Origin of the sequence: Streptomyces sp. NPDC014734 (genome assembly GCF_043083325.1) — a bacterium.
Taxonomy (GTDB): domain Bacteria; phylum Actinomycetota; class Actinomycetes; order Streptomycetales; family Streptomycetaceae; genus Streptomyces.
In genome coordinates this window covers 638,301-653,249 of record NZ_JBIBYN010000001.1, presented here as the reverse complement: position 1 = coordinate 653,249, position 14,949 = coordinate 638,301, and the positions used below count along the sequence as shown (strand labels likewise).

The 14,949-nt window shown below is 72.1% G+C and carries 14 protein-coding genes; 8 read left to right on the top strand and 6 right to left on the bottom strand.

Going from position 1 to position 14,949, the window contains the following annotated elements; all coding sequences use genetic code 11:
• Positions 1-47: 47 nt before the first annotated feature.
• The gene (locus tag ACF1CT_RS02815) at positions 48-914 is read right to left on the bottom strand and encodes an alpha/beta fold hydrolase (protein ID WP_391781938.1); all 867 of its coding nucleotides are present in this window, start codon (positions 912-914) and stop codon (positions 48-50) included.
• Positions 915-1,122: 208 nt separating this feature from the next.
• Entirely contained in the window at positions 1,123-2,976 is a 1,854-nt protein-coding gene (locus ACF1CT_RS02810) for a DEAD/DEAH box helicase (protein WP_391781937.1), read from the bottom strand.
• Positions 2,977-3,474: 498 nt separating this feature from the next.
• Here ACF1CT_RS02810 and ACF1CT_RS02805 point away from each other — a divergent pair, with 498 nt between their 5' ends.
• Complete coding sequence (locus ACF1CT_RS02805) at positions 3,475-4,209, top strand: ferritin-like fold-containing protein (RefSeq protein WP_391781936.1); 735 nt, start codon at positions 3,475-3,477, stop codon at positions 4,207-4,209.
• A 44-nt stretch (positions 4,210-4,253) separates the two neighbouring features.
• Here ACF1CT_RS02805 and ACF1CT_RS02800 read toward each other — a convergent pair whose 3' ends face one another.
• The 4 genes from ACF1CT_RS02800 to ACF1CT_RS02785 all read right to left on the bottom strand — a co-directional run bounded on the left by ACF1CT_RS02800 (position 4,254) and on the right by ACF1CT_RS02785 (position 6,230).
• The gene (locus tag ACF1CT_RS02800) at positions 4,254-4,526 is read right to left on the bottom strand and encodes a hypothetical protein (RefSeq protein WP_391781935.1); all 273 of its coding nucleotides are present in this window, start codon (positions 4,524-4,526) and stop codon (positions 4,254-4,256) included.
• Positions 4,527-4,834: 308 nt separating this feature from the next.
• Positions 4,835-5,062, bottom strand: a complete 228-nt coding sequence (locus tag ACF1CT_RS02795; protein ID WP_391781934.1) for a DUF3107 domain-containing protein — start codon at positions 5,060-5,062, stop codon at positions 4,835-4,837.
• Positions 5,063-5,204: 142 nt separating this feature from the next.
• Entirely contained in the window at positions 5,205-5,846 is a 642-nt protein-coding gene (locus tag ACF1CT_RS02790) for a TetR/AcrR family transcriptional regulator (protein WP_391781933.1), read from the bottom strand.
• Positions 5,847-6,014: 168 nt separating this feature from the next.
• Positions 6,015-6,230: a hypothetical protein gene (locus ACF1CT_RS02785; RefSeq protein WP_391781932.1), complete on the bottom strand. Its 216-nt coding sequence runs from the start codon at positions 6,228-6,230 to the stop codon at positions 6,015-6,017.
• 109 nt (positions 6,231-6,339) lie between these two features.
• On the opposite strand from ACF1CT_RS02785, the gene ACF1CT_RS02780 reads away from it, so the two are divergent.
• The 7 genes from ACF1CT_RS02780 (at position 6,340) to ACF1CT_RS02750 (ending at position 14,769) form a co-directional block, all read left to right on the top strand.
• Positions 6,340-7,302: an alpha/beta fold hydrolase gene (locus ACF1CT_RS02780; protein WP_391781931.1), complete on the top strand. Its 963-nt coding sequence runs from the start codon at positions 6,340-6,342 to the stop codon at positions 7,300-7,302.
• A complete protein-coding gene (locus ACF1CT_RS02775) occupies positions 7,287-8,657 on the top strand; it encodes a DUF3152 domain-containing protein (protein WP_391781930.1) in 1,371 nt (456 codons plus the stop codon). The genes ACF1CT_RS02780 and ACF1CT_RS02775 overlap by 16 nt, the downstream gene beginning before the upstream one ends.
• A 168-nt stretch (positions 8,658-8,825) precedes the next feature.
• Positions 8,826-8,921, top strand: a complete 96-nt coding sequence (locus ACF1CT_RS02770; protein WP_391781929.1) for an Ms4533A family Cys-rich leader peptide — start codon at positions 8,826-8,828, stop codon at positions 8,919-8,921.
• 340 nt (positions 8,922-9,261) lie between these two features.
• The gene (locus ACF1CT_RS02765) at positions 9,262-10,986 is read left to right on the top strand and encodes an ABC transporter substrate-binding protein (RefSeq protein ID WP_391781928.1); all 1,725 of its coding nucleotides are present in this window, start codon (positions 9,262-9,264) and stop codon (positions 10,984-10,986) included.
• Positions 10,987-10,988: 2 nt separating this feature from the next.
• Entirely contained in the window at positions 10,989-11,972 is a 984-nt protein-coding gene (locus ACF1CT_RS02760; protein ID WP_391781927.1) for an ABC transporter permease, read from the top strand.
• Complete coding sequence (locus tag ACF1CT_RS02755; RefSeq protein WP_391781926.1) at positions 11,969-12,958, top strand: ABC transporter permease; 990 nt, start codon at positions 11,969-11,971, stop codon at positions 12,956-12,958. Before ACF1CT_RS02760 ends, ACF1CT_RS02755 begins: the two co-directional genes overlap by 4 nt.
• Positions 12,955-14,769, top strand: a complete 1,815-nt coding sequence (locus ACF1CT_RS02750) for a dipeptide ABC transporter ATP-binding protein (RefSeq protein WP_391781925.1) — start codon at positions 12,955-12,957, stop codon at positions 14,767-14,769. The genes ACF1CT_RS02755 and ACF1CT_RS02750 overlap by 4 nt, the downstream gene beginning before the upstream one ends.
• Positions 14,770-14,949: the final 180 nt, after the last annotated feature.

The following is a 14,949-nucleotide window of genomic DNA, read 5'->3' as shown; positions in this document are numbered from 1 at the left end:
TCCGCCGTCCACCGGCCCGGTACGGCCCCTCCCGCACCGCCATCGGCTCAGGAGGGTGTCGAGGTCCCGAGGCCCTCCCAGAAGGAGACGAGCGCGTGTGCCGTCGGCCCCGGACGGTCCGTGTTGGGCGAGTGCTCGGCGCCGTCGATCCGGGTGCGGTGCGCGTCCAGCCGCCGGGCCATGTCGTCGAGCAGGGGCACCGGCCAGGTGTCGTCCCGCACACCGGAGAGCACGTGGACGGGGAGCGCCGTGGCGGCCAGTTCGGCCACCCGGTCCGGCTCGACGGCCAACTGGCGGCCGGTGGTGATCAGCTGGGCCGGTCGGTGACGCAGCCAGCGCCGGCGCAGGGCCTCGCCGTCGGTGGTCGCGTCCTCGGGCGGGTCGAAGGCGCGCATCGCCTCCCACACCTCGGCCATGGTCATTCTCGCGAGCGCGTCGGCGAGCAGTTTCACCTTGGCCCGCTGGGCCTCGGCGACCTGGGCGGGACCCGATGACATCAGGGTCAGCGAACGGAACGGCGAGGCGTCGAGCAGGACGGCGGCGCGGGCGATCTGCCCACCGAGCGAGTGCCCGACCAGATGCACCCCGCCCCCGTCACCGGCACCGAGCGCGGACGCCTGCGCCAGCACGTCACGGGCCAGCTCGTCCTGCGCGTACGCCTCCTGACGGTCCGTCCCGTCGGTCTCGTACTGCCCCCGTCCGTCCACCGCGACGATCCGGTACCCGGCGTCGGCGAGCGGTTCGAGGAGCGCGATGAAGTCCTCCTTGCTGCCGGTGAAGCCCGGCAGCAGAAGGGCGGTGCCGCGCACCGCACCCTGCGGCGAGGCGTCCAGGACGGCGAAGTCGCCGCGCGCGGTACGGAGCCGATGGGCGCGGGCACAGGGGGGCGGGGTGAACGTGGGCGGCCGACTCATGGGACGAGGTTATGTCCTGGGACGCCGAACGGGCAGAAGGGCCTGCACAGTTCCCCCGGCCCCGGCGTTCGCACCGGCCCGGACAACGGACGCGGGACGCCCCGCACGGGTGCCGGGCCGAATCGGCCCCGCACCCGTCCGGGACGTCCCGCGGTGAGCTGCTGCCCGGTCCGGGGGAGTGCCCCCGGACCGTACGACTTCGTGTGACTCAGCCCTCGGTGCCGGTGGCAGCGGCACGCGACGCCCGCCGCCTCCGCGGCTTCGCCTCGCCCTCGGCGGCCGATGTCTCCGCCGTGGCCTCCGTCTTCGGCTTCGCCGCTGCACGGGTGCGGCGGCGGGGCCTGCTCTCGGGGACGGGCTCGGAGATCGGTGCGATCTGGAAGTCGACCTCGTCCTCGGCCGGCTTGACGACGCGGACGCGGCGGCGCGGCTTGGTCACCGTCTGCGCGGGCACCGGCTCGGCCACGGGCGCGATCTGGAAGTCCACTTCCTCCGCCGCGGGCTGCGCGACGGCGGCCCGGGTACGGCGGCGCGGCTTGGCCGGGGCCGTGGGTTCGGCCGGGGCCTCGACAACCGGGGTCCGGGCCGTGTTCGCCGCGGCCTCGACCACCGCGTCCGGGGCACCGGCACGGGTCCGGCGACGGCGGCGCGGGGTGCGCGGCTGCGCCGGGGCCTCGGCGGCCTCCGCCGTACCGGACTCACCGGCGGGTGCGGGCACCGCGACCGCGGTGCCCTGCGTGCCGGTGTCCTGGACGTCGGCGACGGTGGTACCGCCCCGGGTACGACGGCGCTGGCGCGGCGTGCGCGGGGCGCGCTCCTCGCGTGCGGCGGGCGCGGCGGAGGTGGCGGAGGCGCGACGGCCGCGGCCGCCCGTCTCGCCGAGGTCCTCGATCTCCTCGGCGCGCAGGCCCGCACGGGTCCGCTCGGCACGGGGCAGGACACCCTTGGTGCCGACCGGGATGTCGAGCTCCTCGAAGAGGTGCGGCGAGGTGGAGTACGTCTCGACGGGGTCGTTGAATTTCAGGTCGAGCGCCTTGTTGATCAGCTGCCAGCGCGGGATGTCGTCCCAGTCGACCAGCGTGATCGCGATGCCCTTGGCGCCGGCGCGCCCGGTCCGGCCGATGCGGTGGAGGTACGTCTTCTCGTCCTCCGGCGACTGGTAGTTGATGACGTGGGTCACACCCTCGACATCGATACCGCGGGCCGCCACGTCGGTGCAGACGAGCACGTCCACCTTGCCGTTGCGGAACGCGCGCAGCGCCTGCTCGCGGGCGCCCTGGCCGAGGTCGCCGTGGACGGCGCCGGAGGCGAAACCGCGCCGCTCCAGCTGCTCGGCGATGTCGGCGGCCGTGCGCTTGGTACGGCAGAAGATCATCGCCAGTCCGCGGCCGTTGGCCTGCAGGATGCGGGCGACCATCTCCGGCTTGTCCATCGAGTGGGCGCGGAAGACGTGCTGCGAGATGTTCGCGACGGTGGCGCCCTCGCCGTCGGGCGAGGTGGCGCGGATGTGCGTCGGCTGCGACATGTAGCGCCGCGCCAGACCGATGACGGCGCCCGGCATGGTCGCCGAGAACAGCATCGTCTGCCGCTTCTGCGGGAGCATGGTGATGATCTTCTCGACGTCGGGCAGGAAGCCCAGGTCGAGCATCTCGTCGGCCTCGTCGAGCACCAGGGAGCGCACGTGCGAGAGGTCGAGCTTGCGCTGGCCTGCCAGGTCGAGCAGGCGTCCGGGGGTGCCGACGATCACATCGACGCCCTTCTTCAGGGCCTCGACCTGCGGCTCGTAGGCGCGACCGCCGTAGATCGCGAGCACGCGCACGTTGCGCACCTTGCCGGCGGTCAGCAGATCGTTGGTGACCTGCTGGCAGAGCTCACGGGTGGGGACGACGACCAGCGCCTGCGGCGTGTCGGTCAGCTGCTCGGGCGTGGCGCGCCCGGCCTCGACGTCCGCGGGGACGGTGACGCGCTCCAGCAGCGGAAGACCGAAACCGAGGGTCTTGCCGGTACCGGTCTTGGCCTGGCCGATGACGTCGGAACCGGAGAGCGCTACGGGGAGCGTCATCTCCTGGATGGGGAACGGGGACACGATGCCGACGGACTCAAGGGCCTCGGCCGTCTCGGGAAGAATCCCGAGTTCTCGAAACGTAGTCAGGGTGCTGCCTCTTCTGTGAGACGCGGTCCGAGGCGAACGAAGGGGGTCGTACCGTGCCGGGGTTGGTCATCCGGCCGCAGATGGGCCGGGTGGCGCGGGACCACTGCCGTCGCTCGAGCGCTCGTGCCGCTGAGGGGGCCCCTCATCTGCGGTCGTACGTGTCGTACGCCTCGCACGGAGGGCTGTCGGGTCGGAGCCGATCGGGCCACCGACCGGGCATCCTCATTTCAATTTCACCAGGGCTTTCACCGAGGTCTGCGCCGCAGGTACGTCCAAAATACTCACTAGGCGCAATACCACTGTACCCCGGATTCGCGCATGTGTGTTGAGTGAATTCGTCGGAACGGTGGGATGTCACTGGTCGGCCAGGCCCTTCCGTCCCTCGGCAGGCGGGCTATTCTGCGCTTCATGGAGACGCCTGACAACGCCAACGAAGCCCCCGTTCTCACCAGAATCGCCGCCCAGGACTGGGCCACCGCGTCCGCGGAGCCGCAGTACCGAGCGGCGGTCGTGGATCTGTTGGGAGCGCTGGCGTACGGGGAGCTGGCGGCCTTCGAGCGGCTTGCCGACGACGCCAAACTCGCGCCGACACTCGCCGACAAGGCCGAGCTGGCGAAGATGGCCTCCGCGGAATTCCAGCACTTCGAGCGGTTGACGGAGCGGCTGACCGCGATCGAGGTGGAGCCCACGGGCGCGATGGAGCCGTTCGCCAGGGCGCTCGACGAATTCCACCGCCAGACCGCCCCCTCCGACTGGCTGGAGGGCCTGGTCAAGGCGTACGTCGGTGATTCGATCGCCAGTGACTTCTACCGTGAGGTCGCCGCCCGGCTGGACTCGGACACCCGCTCCCTCGTCCTCGCCGTCCTCGACGACACGGGCCACGGCAACTTCGCCGTCGAGAAGGTCCGTGCCGCGATCGAGGCCGACCCCCGGGTCGGCGGTCGGCTCGCGCTGTGGGCGCGCCGCCTGATGGGAGAGGCCCTCTCGCAGGCGCAGCGGGTCGTGGCCGACCGCGACGCACTGTCGACGATGCTGGTGGGCGGGGTGGCGGACGGCTTCGACCTCGCGGAGGTCGGGCGGATGTTCTCCCGCATCACCGAGGCGCACACCAAGCGGATGGCCGCGCTGGGCCTCGCCGCGTAGTCGGTTCACCGCCGCCGCCCGGGCCCGCGCGCGCCGGGCGGCCCTCAGGCCGCGGCCGAGCGGCTCAGTCCACGGTGGCTCCGTGGACGGACCAGCAACGAGAGCGTGACCGTCCCGATCAGCGCCGAGCCGACCAGGGCGGCCACCACATGTCCCGGACCCAGCACCGAATGCATGAGGAACACGCCGAACAGAGCTCCCAGCGCGCCGGTGGTGAGGACGGTACGGCGGGACGGGAGCCGGGCCGGCAGCGCGCGGAGCGCCGCCCAGGCCAGGGCGAGTCCGAGCACGACGGAGCCGAGGGGTTCCAGGATCACAGCTGATCACCTCGCGGGTTGCGGGGCGGGTAGAACGGTCATGGCCGTACTACCCGAGGCGCGGTGATCACAACCCTCCCCGGCCGCATCCTCCTGGTGCCGTGACCGGAAGGTCCACCGGCCCGCCGGCCACCCGGCGAACCCTTCCCGTCACGCCGCCGGCGGGTGCACGCCCCGGTGGGCGCACGCGCCCCCGGACACCGGTGCACCCGTGCGGGCGGCGTCGCCCGGGAACGGACCGCACGCGTGACGACGGCCCGGTGGGAAACCCCACCGGGCCGTCGTCACGCCCACGCCGGGCGGAGCGTCTACAGCGCGCCGAAACCCACACGCCGGGTGCTGGGCTCGCCGATCTCCACATACGCGATCCGGTCGGCCGGTACCAGGACCTTCCGGCCCTTCTCGTCCGTGAGGCTGAGCAGCCGCGCCTTACCGGTGAGAGCCTCGGCGACCGCGCTCTCGACCTCTTCGGCGGAAAGCCCGCTCTCCAGAACGATCTCCCGGGGCGTGTGCTGCACCCCGATCTTGACCTCCACGGCTATGTCCCTCCGACGGTCAGTCCCTGCGCGGTCAGCCGCGCCGTACGCAGCACACATTAGCCCGGTGAGGGGAGCCCTCACCGGTCGGCGGGCAACGCCCGCAGCGAACACGGGCGCCGCGGGCACCCCGGTCCTGTGCTCAGTGCTGGTCGATACCGTGCAGCGGGAAGCCCGCGATGCCGCGCCAGGCCAGCGACGTCAGCAGCTGTACCGCCGTGTCGCGCGGGATGGACGACTGGCTGGAGAGCCAGTAGCGGGCGACCACCTGGGAGACCCCGCCCAGGCCGACCGCGAGCAGCATGGACTCGTCCTTCGACAGCCCGGTGTCACCCGCGATCACGTCGGAGATCGCCTCGGCGCACTGCAACGAGACCCGGTCCACGCGCTCGCGCACGGCGGGCTCGTTGGTCAGGTCCGACTCGAAGACCAGCCGGAAGGCGCCGCCCTCGTCCTCGACGTACGCGAAGTACGCGTCCATCGTCGCGGCGACGCGCTGCTTGTTGTCGGTCGTCGACGCCAGTGCCGTACGGACGGCCTGGAGCAGCGACTCGCAGTGCTGGTCGAGCAGCGCCAGATAGAGTTCCAGCTTGCCCGGAAAGTGCTGGTAGAGCACCGGCTTGCTGACCCCGGCGCGCTCCGCGATGTCGTCCATGGCGGCGGAGTGGTACCCCTGCGCCACGAACACCTCCTGCGCGGCGCCCAGCAGCTGGTTGCGTCGGGCGCGGCGAGGCAGTCGGGTGCCTCGTGGACGCGCCGCCTCGGTCTGCTCGATGGCTGTCACGCCGCCTCCCAAAATCGTGATCGGACACGGCCCTTCCGTGCACGCCGCGCCGTACGGCCATCGTACTTTTGGGTAACCCGGGCACGCGCGGCGCGGACGCAGAATTTCACGTACCGGACGACTGCGGTAGCCGCAGGTTCCCAGGTCGTCCGGGCAAATCTGGGCGTACTAGCGGTAATCGTCCTCATCCTGTGTCACAACACGGGCCTGTTCCGCCGCATCCGCCTCGTTGACGCTCTCCCGGTCGATGTCCGTGAGCGGTGCGTCGCGCCGCTGCTGGAGATCGGTCCGCTGCTCGGCGGCGTCCGCGCGGGGTGTCTCCTGGTCCGGTTCGTCCGGCTGGACGTCCTCGAAGGTCTCGGGGTCGCTGGGGTCGACCGTCATGGTGACTCCCTTCCTCGCTCAAAGCGTAGAAGCCGTCCTCCGAAGCCGCTACACGGTCTGTGACCGCGAACACATGAATCGGGGTGTGATCGTCTCGTAACATTGCCGCATGTCTTCGACCGAGCTGCCGGGAGTCCGTGCCGCCGCCGCGGCGGTCCCCACGGTGAGTGTCGTCAGGGCCGCGGAGGGGGAGGAACTGCGCTCCGTCGCGCTGCCCGGGCTGACGCTGACCGTCAGACGTCGGCCGCCGGAGCGGACCGGGCTGCCGCCCGCGCTGTTCGTGCACGGGCTGGGCGGCTCCTCGCAGAACTGGTCGGCGCTGATGCCGCTGCTCCAGGACGTGGTGGACGGCGAGGCGCTCGATCTGCCCGGCTTCGGTGACTCGCCGCCGCCGGACGACGGCAACTACTCGGTCACCGGTCATGCCCGGGCCGTGATCCGCTTCCTGGACGCGGCGGAGCGCGGGCCGGTCCATCTGTTCGGGAACTCGCTCGGCGGCGCCGTCGTCACCCGGGTCGCCGCGGTCCGTTCCGACCTGGTGCGCACCCTCACCCTGGTCTCGCCCGCGCTGCCCGAGATCCGGGTGCAGCGCACTGCCGTGCCCACCGGACTGCTCGCCGTCCCCGGCGTGGTGACGCTGTTCGCCCGGATGACCAGGGACTGGAGCGCGGAGGACCGCACCCGGGGGGTGATGGCGCTCTGCTACGGCGATCCGGCGCGGGTGTCCGAGGCGGGTTTCCGTGCCGCGGTGGCCGAAATGGAGCACCGGCAGGGGTTGCCGTACTTCTGGGACGCGATGGCGCGCTCGGCACGTGGCATCGTCGACGCGTACACGCTCGGCGGGCAGCACGGACTGTGGCGCCAGGCCGAGCGGGTGCTCGCCCCGACCCAGCTCGTGTACGGCGGGCGGGACCAGCTCGTCTCGTACCGGATGGCGCGCAGGGCGTCCGCGGCCTTCCGCGATTCCCGGCTGCTGACCCTGCCCGACGCCGGGCACGTGGCGATGATGGAGTACCCGGAGGCGGTCGCCCAGGCCTTCCGGGATCTGCTCGACGAATGCGGCGGGAGCTGATCCGGGGCGTGGGACGACATAGCCGAAAGGGCCCCAAGCCCGCGGAGGCGGATACCGGGGCCGAACCGGTCGGTGCGGGCATCGGCCGGGAGGGAACCCGCCACGGGCCCGGCAGCGGGCGTCGTCGCAGGGCGGCCGAGGCCCCGGCCGGCGCGGACGGGCACACCCCGTTCGAGCAGACCGGACACGTACGGGGCGGCCATCCCGAACAGCGGGAACCCGGCGGTGGCTGGGGGGCGGGTCCGCAGGCCGGACCGGCCGCCGACGGCGGACGCCCCGCCCCGCGACAGTCGGCGGACCGGGCGCAGGGGGCGCGGCGCGGCGGGCAGTCCGCGGAGCCCGGGCCGCTGATACCGGGCCCGCGGCGCGAGTTCGTCGAGGCCTTCGACGCCCCTCCCGCCCCAACCGGCTCTTCCGTGCCTCCCGCACCGCGAGGACCCGCTGGCCCGTCGGCCGGTGCGAACGCTCCGAAGGGCGCGAACGGCTCCGCCGAGGGGCGGGCCGACGCCACCGAACCGGTCCCCGAGGGGGCATCCGGGGGCGACGACGCCAGGGGCATCAGGGGCCGTACCTTCACCGGCATCGCGGCCGCCGCGGTGACCACCGTGCTCGCGGTGATCGTCGCCGGGCAGGTCGCCCACGACGACGGTGCGAACAGCACCGCGCGGGCCGCGGGCGTCGACCGGGACCAGGGCCGTGACGCGTCCCGCTCGGACGACCGGCCGACCCCGAAGACGGCCGTGGTCAAGCCCCTCTCGTACGAGCAGAAGATGGCAAGGTCCTACCCGCTCGCGGCGAAACTGCAGGGCTCGGGGAAGTTCGACGCCGTTCCGGGAGCGGCGAAGGCGCCGGGCAAGGGACACAAGTACCGCTACCGGATCGATGTCGAGCAGGGTCTCGGGCTCGACGCGCAGCTCTTCGCCCGTGCCGTCCAGGAGACGCTCAACGACGACCGCAGCTGGGCGCACGACGGGGAGATGACGTTCGAGCGGATCTCCTCCGGCGACCCCGACTTCGTGATCACCCTGGCCAGCCCCGGGACCACCGCCGACTGGTGTCGCAAATCGGGCCTGGACACGACCGAGGACAACGTCTCGTGCGACTCCGCCGCGACCGAACGCGTGATGATCAACGCCTATCGCTGGGCGCAGGGGTCGTCGACGTTCGGTCCGGACAAACTCTTCGCCTACCGCCAGATGCTGATCAACCATGAGGTCGGTCACCGGCTGGGGCACAACCATGTGAGTTGCCGCACGCCGGGGAAGCTCGCACCGGTGATGCAGCAACAGACCAAGTCCCTGGACATCGACGGGATCAAGTGTCTTCCCAACCCCTGGGTGCATCCCAGTAGTTGAGGCGACGGGGTGGCGGTCGGCGGATGCGTCGGCCGGCCTCCCCGGGGTGTGCCGGACTCTGCGGGGGCTCGTCCGGACCGTGTCGTCACTCCGAGTGGTGTCCGTATGGTGAGATCGGCGTCTCGAATCGCGTTGACATCCCCCGGACGGTGTTTCATATTTCTCGACATGTCACGCAGCCCCGTCACCGTCGAGCGCGCCGCCATCGAGCTGGCGCTCATCGGCGTGGCCGGGCACAGCGTCGCCGACATCCACTGTTGCTGACGCCCGCCCGCGTGCGCGTCCGCCCGCCGTCCGAGCCCCGAAGCGGCTCGCGCGGCCCCGCCTGACCGTCGCACCCGGGCCCCTTCCGTCCGCGGACGCGGCGGTGGCGGTGTGTTCCGGTCGTTCTTCCCGTACGAAAGTTCCGTACGAATCCCCGTGGCCTGTCGGACCTGTACGAATACCCGTACGGGCCGCAGGGGCTGTACGGATTCCCGTGCGGACCGCAGGGCCCTGCGGATTCCTCGTACGGACCGGTCGTGTGTGCCCGTCTGCCGTTGCCGATCGCGCGGACGTCTTCCCGCCCTCTGCTCCAGGCAGCACACCGAGAGGTCATCTTCCGATGCGTCAACCGTCCGTCATATCGCGCCGCGCGGCAGCGGCCACCGCAGTACTCCTCGTGGTCGCGGGCGCCGCGGCCTGCGGGCCCGAGAAGAAGGAGGTCGGTGACGGCGGCTCCGGCGCGTCGGGGAAGCCCGTCAGGGGCGGCACGCTCACCGTCCTCAACAGCAAGCCGCAGTCGGACTTCGACCCCGCCCGGCTCTACACCTCCGGCGGCGGCAACGTCCCGTCCCTCGTCTTCCGCACCCTCACCACCCGCAACCGCGCGGACGGGGCGGCCGGGGCGAAGGTCGTCCCCGACCTGGCGACCGACCTCGGCACACCGAGCAAGAACGCCACCGTGTGGACGTACACCCTCAAGGACGGCCTGAAGTACGAGGACGGGACCGCGATCACGAGCGCCGACATCAAGTACGGCATCGAGCGCTCCTTCGCCGCCGAACTCTCCGGCGGCGCCCCGTACCTGCGCGACTGGCTGATCGGCGGCGCCGACTACCAGGGCCCGTACAAGGACAAGAAGGGGCTCGACTCGATCGAGACGCCCGACGCGAAGACGATCGTCTTCCACCTCGACAAGCCGGAGGGCGAATTCCCCTTCCTGGCCACCCAGACCCAGACCACCCCGGTCCCGAGGGCCAAGGACACCGGCACGAAGTACGAGGAGCACCCGGTCTCCTCGGGGCCGTACAAGGTCGTGAGGAACGAGGGCGACGGCGAACGCCTCGTCCTGGAGCGCAACCCGCACTGGTCGGCCGACACCGACGAACAGCGCAAGGCGTACCCCGACCGGATCGACGTGCGTTCCGGACTCGACTCCGCCGTCATCAACCAGCGCCTGTCCGCCTCGCGGGGCGCCGACGCCGCCGCCGTCACCACCGACACCAACCTCGGCCCGGCCGAACTCGCCAGGGTCACCGGCGACAAGAAGCTCGCCGCCCGCGTCGGCACCGGCCACTTCGGCTACACCAACTACATCGCCTTCAACCCGAAGGTGAAGCCGTTCGACAACCCGAAGGTGCGTCAGGCGATCGCCTACGCCGTCGACCGCTCCTCCGTGGTCAACGCGGCAGGGGGCTCCTCGCTCGCCGAGCCCGCCACCACCTTCCTGCCCGACCAGGCGGCCTTCGGGCACACGCCGTACGACCACTTCCCGGCCGGGAAGTCCGGCAACCCGGACAAGGCGCGCGAACTGCTCAAGGAGGCCGGATACGCCGACGGGCTTACCGTCACCCTGACGCACTCCAACGACAAGGACTTCGCGACCGGCCCGGAGATCGCCACCGCGCTCCAGGAGGCGCTGCGGAAGGCAGGAATCACCGTCCGGCTCAAGGGTCTGGAGGCCAATGACTACTCCGACACCGTCTACGACGTGAAGAGCGAGCCCGGCTTCTTCCTCGGCGGCTGGGGTGCCGACTGGCCGTCCGGCGGACCGTTCTTCGCTCCGGTCTTCGACGGGCGCCAGATCGTCACCGCCGGGTACAACTTCAACTCCGGCCGGCTGAACGACCCCGCGGTCAACAAGGAGATCGACGAGATCAACAAGCTGACCGACCTGGAGGCCGCCGCCGAGCGCTGGGGCGCGCTCGACAAGAAGGTCGGCGAGCAGGCGCTGACCGTGCCGCTGTTCCACCCCGTCTACAAGCGCCTGTACGGCGAGGCCGTCAAGAACGTCGTGATCAGCGACTGGACCGGCGTGCTCGACGTGTCCCAGGTCGCGGTCAAGTAGCCATGGCCGAAGCACTTCCGGCCGAGGGGGCGGGGACCGTCGCGGTCCCCGCCCCCGGGGCCCATCCGTTCTGGCGGCGGCTGCGCGAGCGGCGCGCCGCACCGGTGGCGGCCGTCGTCGTCGCCCTGCTGGTCCTCGTCGCGCTCGCCGCACCGCTGCTCGCGGGCATCGAGGGCCAGGACCCCACCACGTACCACCCGGACCTCGTCGACTCCGCCACCGGCGGTGTGCCGGTCGGCCCCTTCGGCGGGATCGGGGCCGAGCACTGGCTCGGCGTCGAACCGCTCACCGGACGCGACCTGTTCGCCCGCGTCGTGTACGGCGCCCGGGTCTCCCTCGGGGTCGCGCTCGCCGCGACCCTGCTCCAGGTGGTCATCGGGGTCGTCGTCGGCCTCGCGGCGGGGCTCGGCAACCGCTTCGTCGACCAGGTGCTCAGCCGGGTCACCGATGTCGTGGTCGCGCTCCCCGTCATGGTGATCGCGCTCGGCGCGCTCGCCGTCGTGCCCGCGGGCTTCCCGCGACCGGTCCTGATCTCCGTGATCATCGGCCTGGTCGGCTGGTCCGGCATCTCGAAGATCGTGCGCGCCCGGACGCTCGCGCTCAAGTCCCTCGACCACGTCGCCGCCGCCCGGCTCAGCGGCTGGGGCTCCTGGCAGATCGCCCGGCGCGAACTGCTGCCCGCGCTCGCCGCGCCCGTCATCACCTACGCCGTGCTGCTCTTCCCCGGCAACATCGTCGTCGAGGCGGCCCTGTCCTTCCTCGGGGTCGGCATCAAGCCGCCCACCCCGTCCTGGGGACAGATGCTCAGCGACGCCGACACCTGGTACCAGGCGGCGCCCACGTATCTGCTGATCCCGGCCCTGCTGCTGTTCGTCACCGTGCTGGCGCTCACCGTTCTCGGCGACGGCGTGCGCACCGCGCTGGACCCGCGCGCCGCGTCCCGGCTGAGGATCGGCACCGGCCGGAAGAGGGAGGCCGGAGCATGAGGTGGTTCCTGCTCAGACGCCTGGGCGGGGCGGTCTTCGTCCTGCTCGCGCTCAGCGTCGTCGTGTACGCGGCCTTCTACGTCGCCCCCGGCAACGTCGCACAGATCGCCTGCGGCCCGCGCTGCTCGCCCGCGCAGGTGGCGCAGGTCAGCGAGCAACTGCACCTGGGCGACCCGTTGTACACGCAGTACGCGCACTTCCTCCAGGGCATCTTCGCCGGCCGCGACTACTCGACAGGGACCGGGACGCTGCACTGCCAGGCACCCTGCCTCGGGCTCTCCTACCAGAGCGACCAGCAGGTCACCCGGCTGATCCTGGCCAAGCTCCCGGCCACCGCCTCGCTCGCCGTCGGCGCCTTCGTCCTGTGGATGCTGCTGGGCGTCGGCACCGGACTGCTCTCGGTGTGGCGACGCGGCAGGTTCACCGAGCGCGTGCTCACCGGGATCACCCTGGCCGGCATGGCCACTCCGGTCTTCGTCATCGGGCTGCTGCTGATCATCATCCTGGTCACGGCGCTCCAGGTCCTGCCGTTCCCGGACTACGTCCCGCTCACCGAGGACCCGGAGCAGTGGGCGTGGAACCTGCTGCTGCCGTGGGTCTCGCTGGCCCTGGTGTCCGCCGCCCCGTACGCCCGGATGACCCGGGCGTCGATGCTGGAGACCCTCGCCGAGGACCACGTACGGACCTTCCGGGCGTACGGGGTCGGCGAACGGGCGCTCGTCGGACGGCACGCGCTGCGCGGTGCGCTGGCGCCGGTGATCGCGCTCGGCGCACTGGACATCGGCTCGATGTTCGGCGGCGCCGTCCTCACCGAGTCGCTCTTCGGGATTCCGGGCGTCGGACGCGAACTCGTCGACGCCGTCAAACACGTGGACCTTCCGGTGGTCGTGGGGCTGGTCCTCGTCACCGGACTCTTCGTCGTCCTCGCCAACGCCGTCGCGGACGTTCTCCAGGCGATGGCCGACCGACGGGTGGTACTGGCATGAGCCTTGTCGAAGTCTCCGGACTCTCGATCGCGTTCGGTGACGTGCGCGCGGTGACCGACCTGTCGTTCTCGCTGGAGGCGGGCGGCGCGCTCGGCGTGGTCGGCGAGTCCGGCTCCGGCAAGAGCGCCTCGGCGTACGCCCTGCTCGGGCTGCACCGGGGGACCGGGGCCCGGGTCGACGGCTCGGTCAGGGTCGCCGGGGTCGACGTGAACGCGGCGGACGACGCGGAACTGTGGGCGCTGCGCGGGGCGAGGGCCGCCATGGTCTTCCAGGACCCGCTGTCCTCGCTTGACCCGTACTACGCGGTGGGCGACCAGATCGCCGAGGTGTACCGGGTGCACCACCGGACTTCCCGGCGGGCTGCGCGGGCCCGGGCCGTCGAGGTGCTGGACCGGGTCGGGATTCCCGGCGCGGCACGGCGGTCCCGGTCCCGGCCCCACGAGTTCTCCGGCGGGATGCGCCAGCGGGCACTGATCGCGATGGCCCTGGCCTGCGAGCCCCGGCTGCTGATCGCCGACGAGCCGACGACCGCCCTCGACGTCACCGTCCAGGCCCAGATCCTGGACCTGCTGCACGACCTGCGGCGGGAGACGGGCATGGGGCTGCTGCTGGTCACCCACGACGTGGGGGTGGCCGCCGAATCGGTCGACGAGGTGCTGGTGATGCGGGCGGGGCGGGCGGTCGAACGGGGACCGGTGGGCGAGGTGCTGGTCGCACCGCGCGAGCCGTACACCCGGGCCCTGCTGGCGGCGGTTCCGCGCATCCCGGCCGGTCCGGCGGGCGCGGGCCGGGGGCCGGGGCGGGGCGGGGGTGCCGAGGCCGGTGCTGAGGCCGGTGCTGATTCGGGCGCTCGTTCCGGGGCCGGGGCCGGGGTCGGTTCCGGGGGCGGGGTGGCTTCGGGCGCGGGTGCGAGTGGTGTCACTTCCGGTACGACCGGGGCCGGTGTTGATTCCGGTACGGGTACGGGTGCGGGTACGGGTGCGGGTACGGGCGTCGCTGTCGGCGCCGGTGCGGGGGACGGGTCCGGAGGCCCGCCCGACGGTCCGCCGCTCGTGGAGGCCGTCGACGTCCGGCAGGTCTTCGGCAGAGGCGCGTCCGCACTCGCCGCCGTCGACGGAGTCTCGCTCGTCGTCCGCCGGGGCGAGACGCTCGGCATCGTCGGCGAGAGCGGCAGCGGCAAGACCACCCTCGGGCGGATGCTCGTCGGGCTGCTGGAGCCCACTTCCGGGCGGATCGTCCGCCGTGCCCGGGTGCAGATGGTGTTCCAGGACCCCGTCTCCTCCCTCAACCCCCGCCGTTCGGTCGGTGAATCGGTCGCCGACCCGCTGCGCGCCTCCGGGCGACGTGACGAGGCGGCGATCCGGGCCCGGGTCCGGGACCTGCTGGAGCGGGTGGGGCTCGACCCCGAGCAGTACGACCGCTATCCGCACGAGTTCAGCGGCGGGCAGCGGCAGCGCGTGGGGATCGCGCGGGCGCTCGCCGCCGAACCGGAACTGATCGTCTGCGACGAGGCGGTCTCCGCCCTCGACGTGACGACCCAGGCCCAGGTGACCGACCTGCTGGCCCGGCTCCAGCGGGAACTCGGGCTGGCGCTGGTCTTCATCGCGCACGATCTCGCCGTAGTACGGCAGGTCAGCGACCGGGTCGCCGTCATGCGGCGGGGCCGGATCGTCGAGGAGGGGGACGCCGGCCGGGTGTACACCGACCCACGGGACCCGTACACCAAGCAGCTCCTGGCGGCCGTTCCGGCCCTCGATCCGGCGCTCGCCGCGGTGCGGCGCGCAGCCCGTAAGGAACTGACCTCCGCTTGACCCTGAGTGACGAACCGCTCCCTTAGCGCGATAAAACGCCGTCGTGGAGGGAAAGTTACGACGGTTCACCCCTTTCGGTGGCGCGATGGACAACCGTCCGTCGCGCCACCGGCGTATCCGCTTACGGTCGTGCCGCTGTGAGCCGCCGGGTCGACGGTGGCCGTCCACAAGGGAGATCGG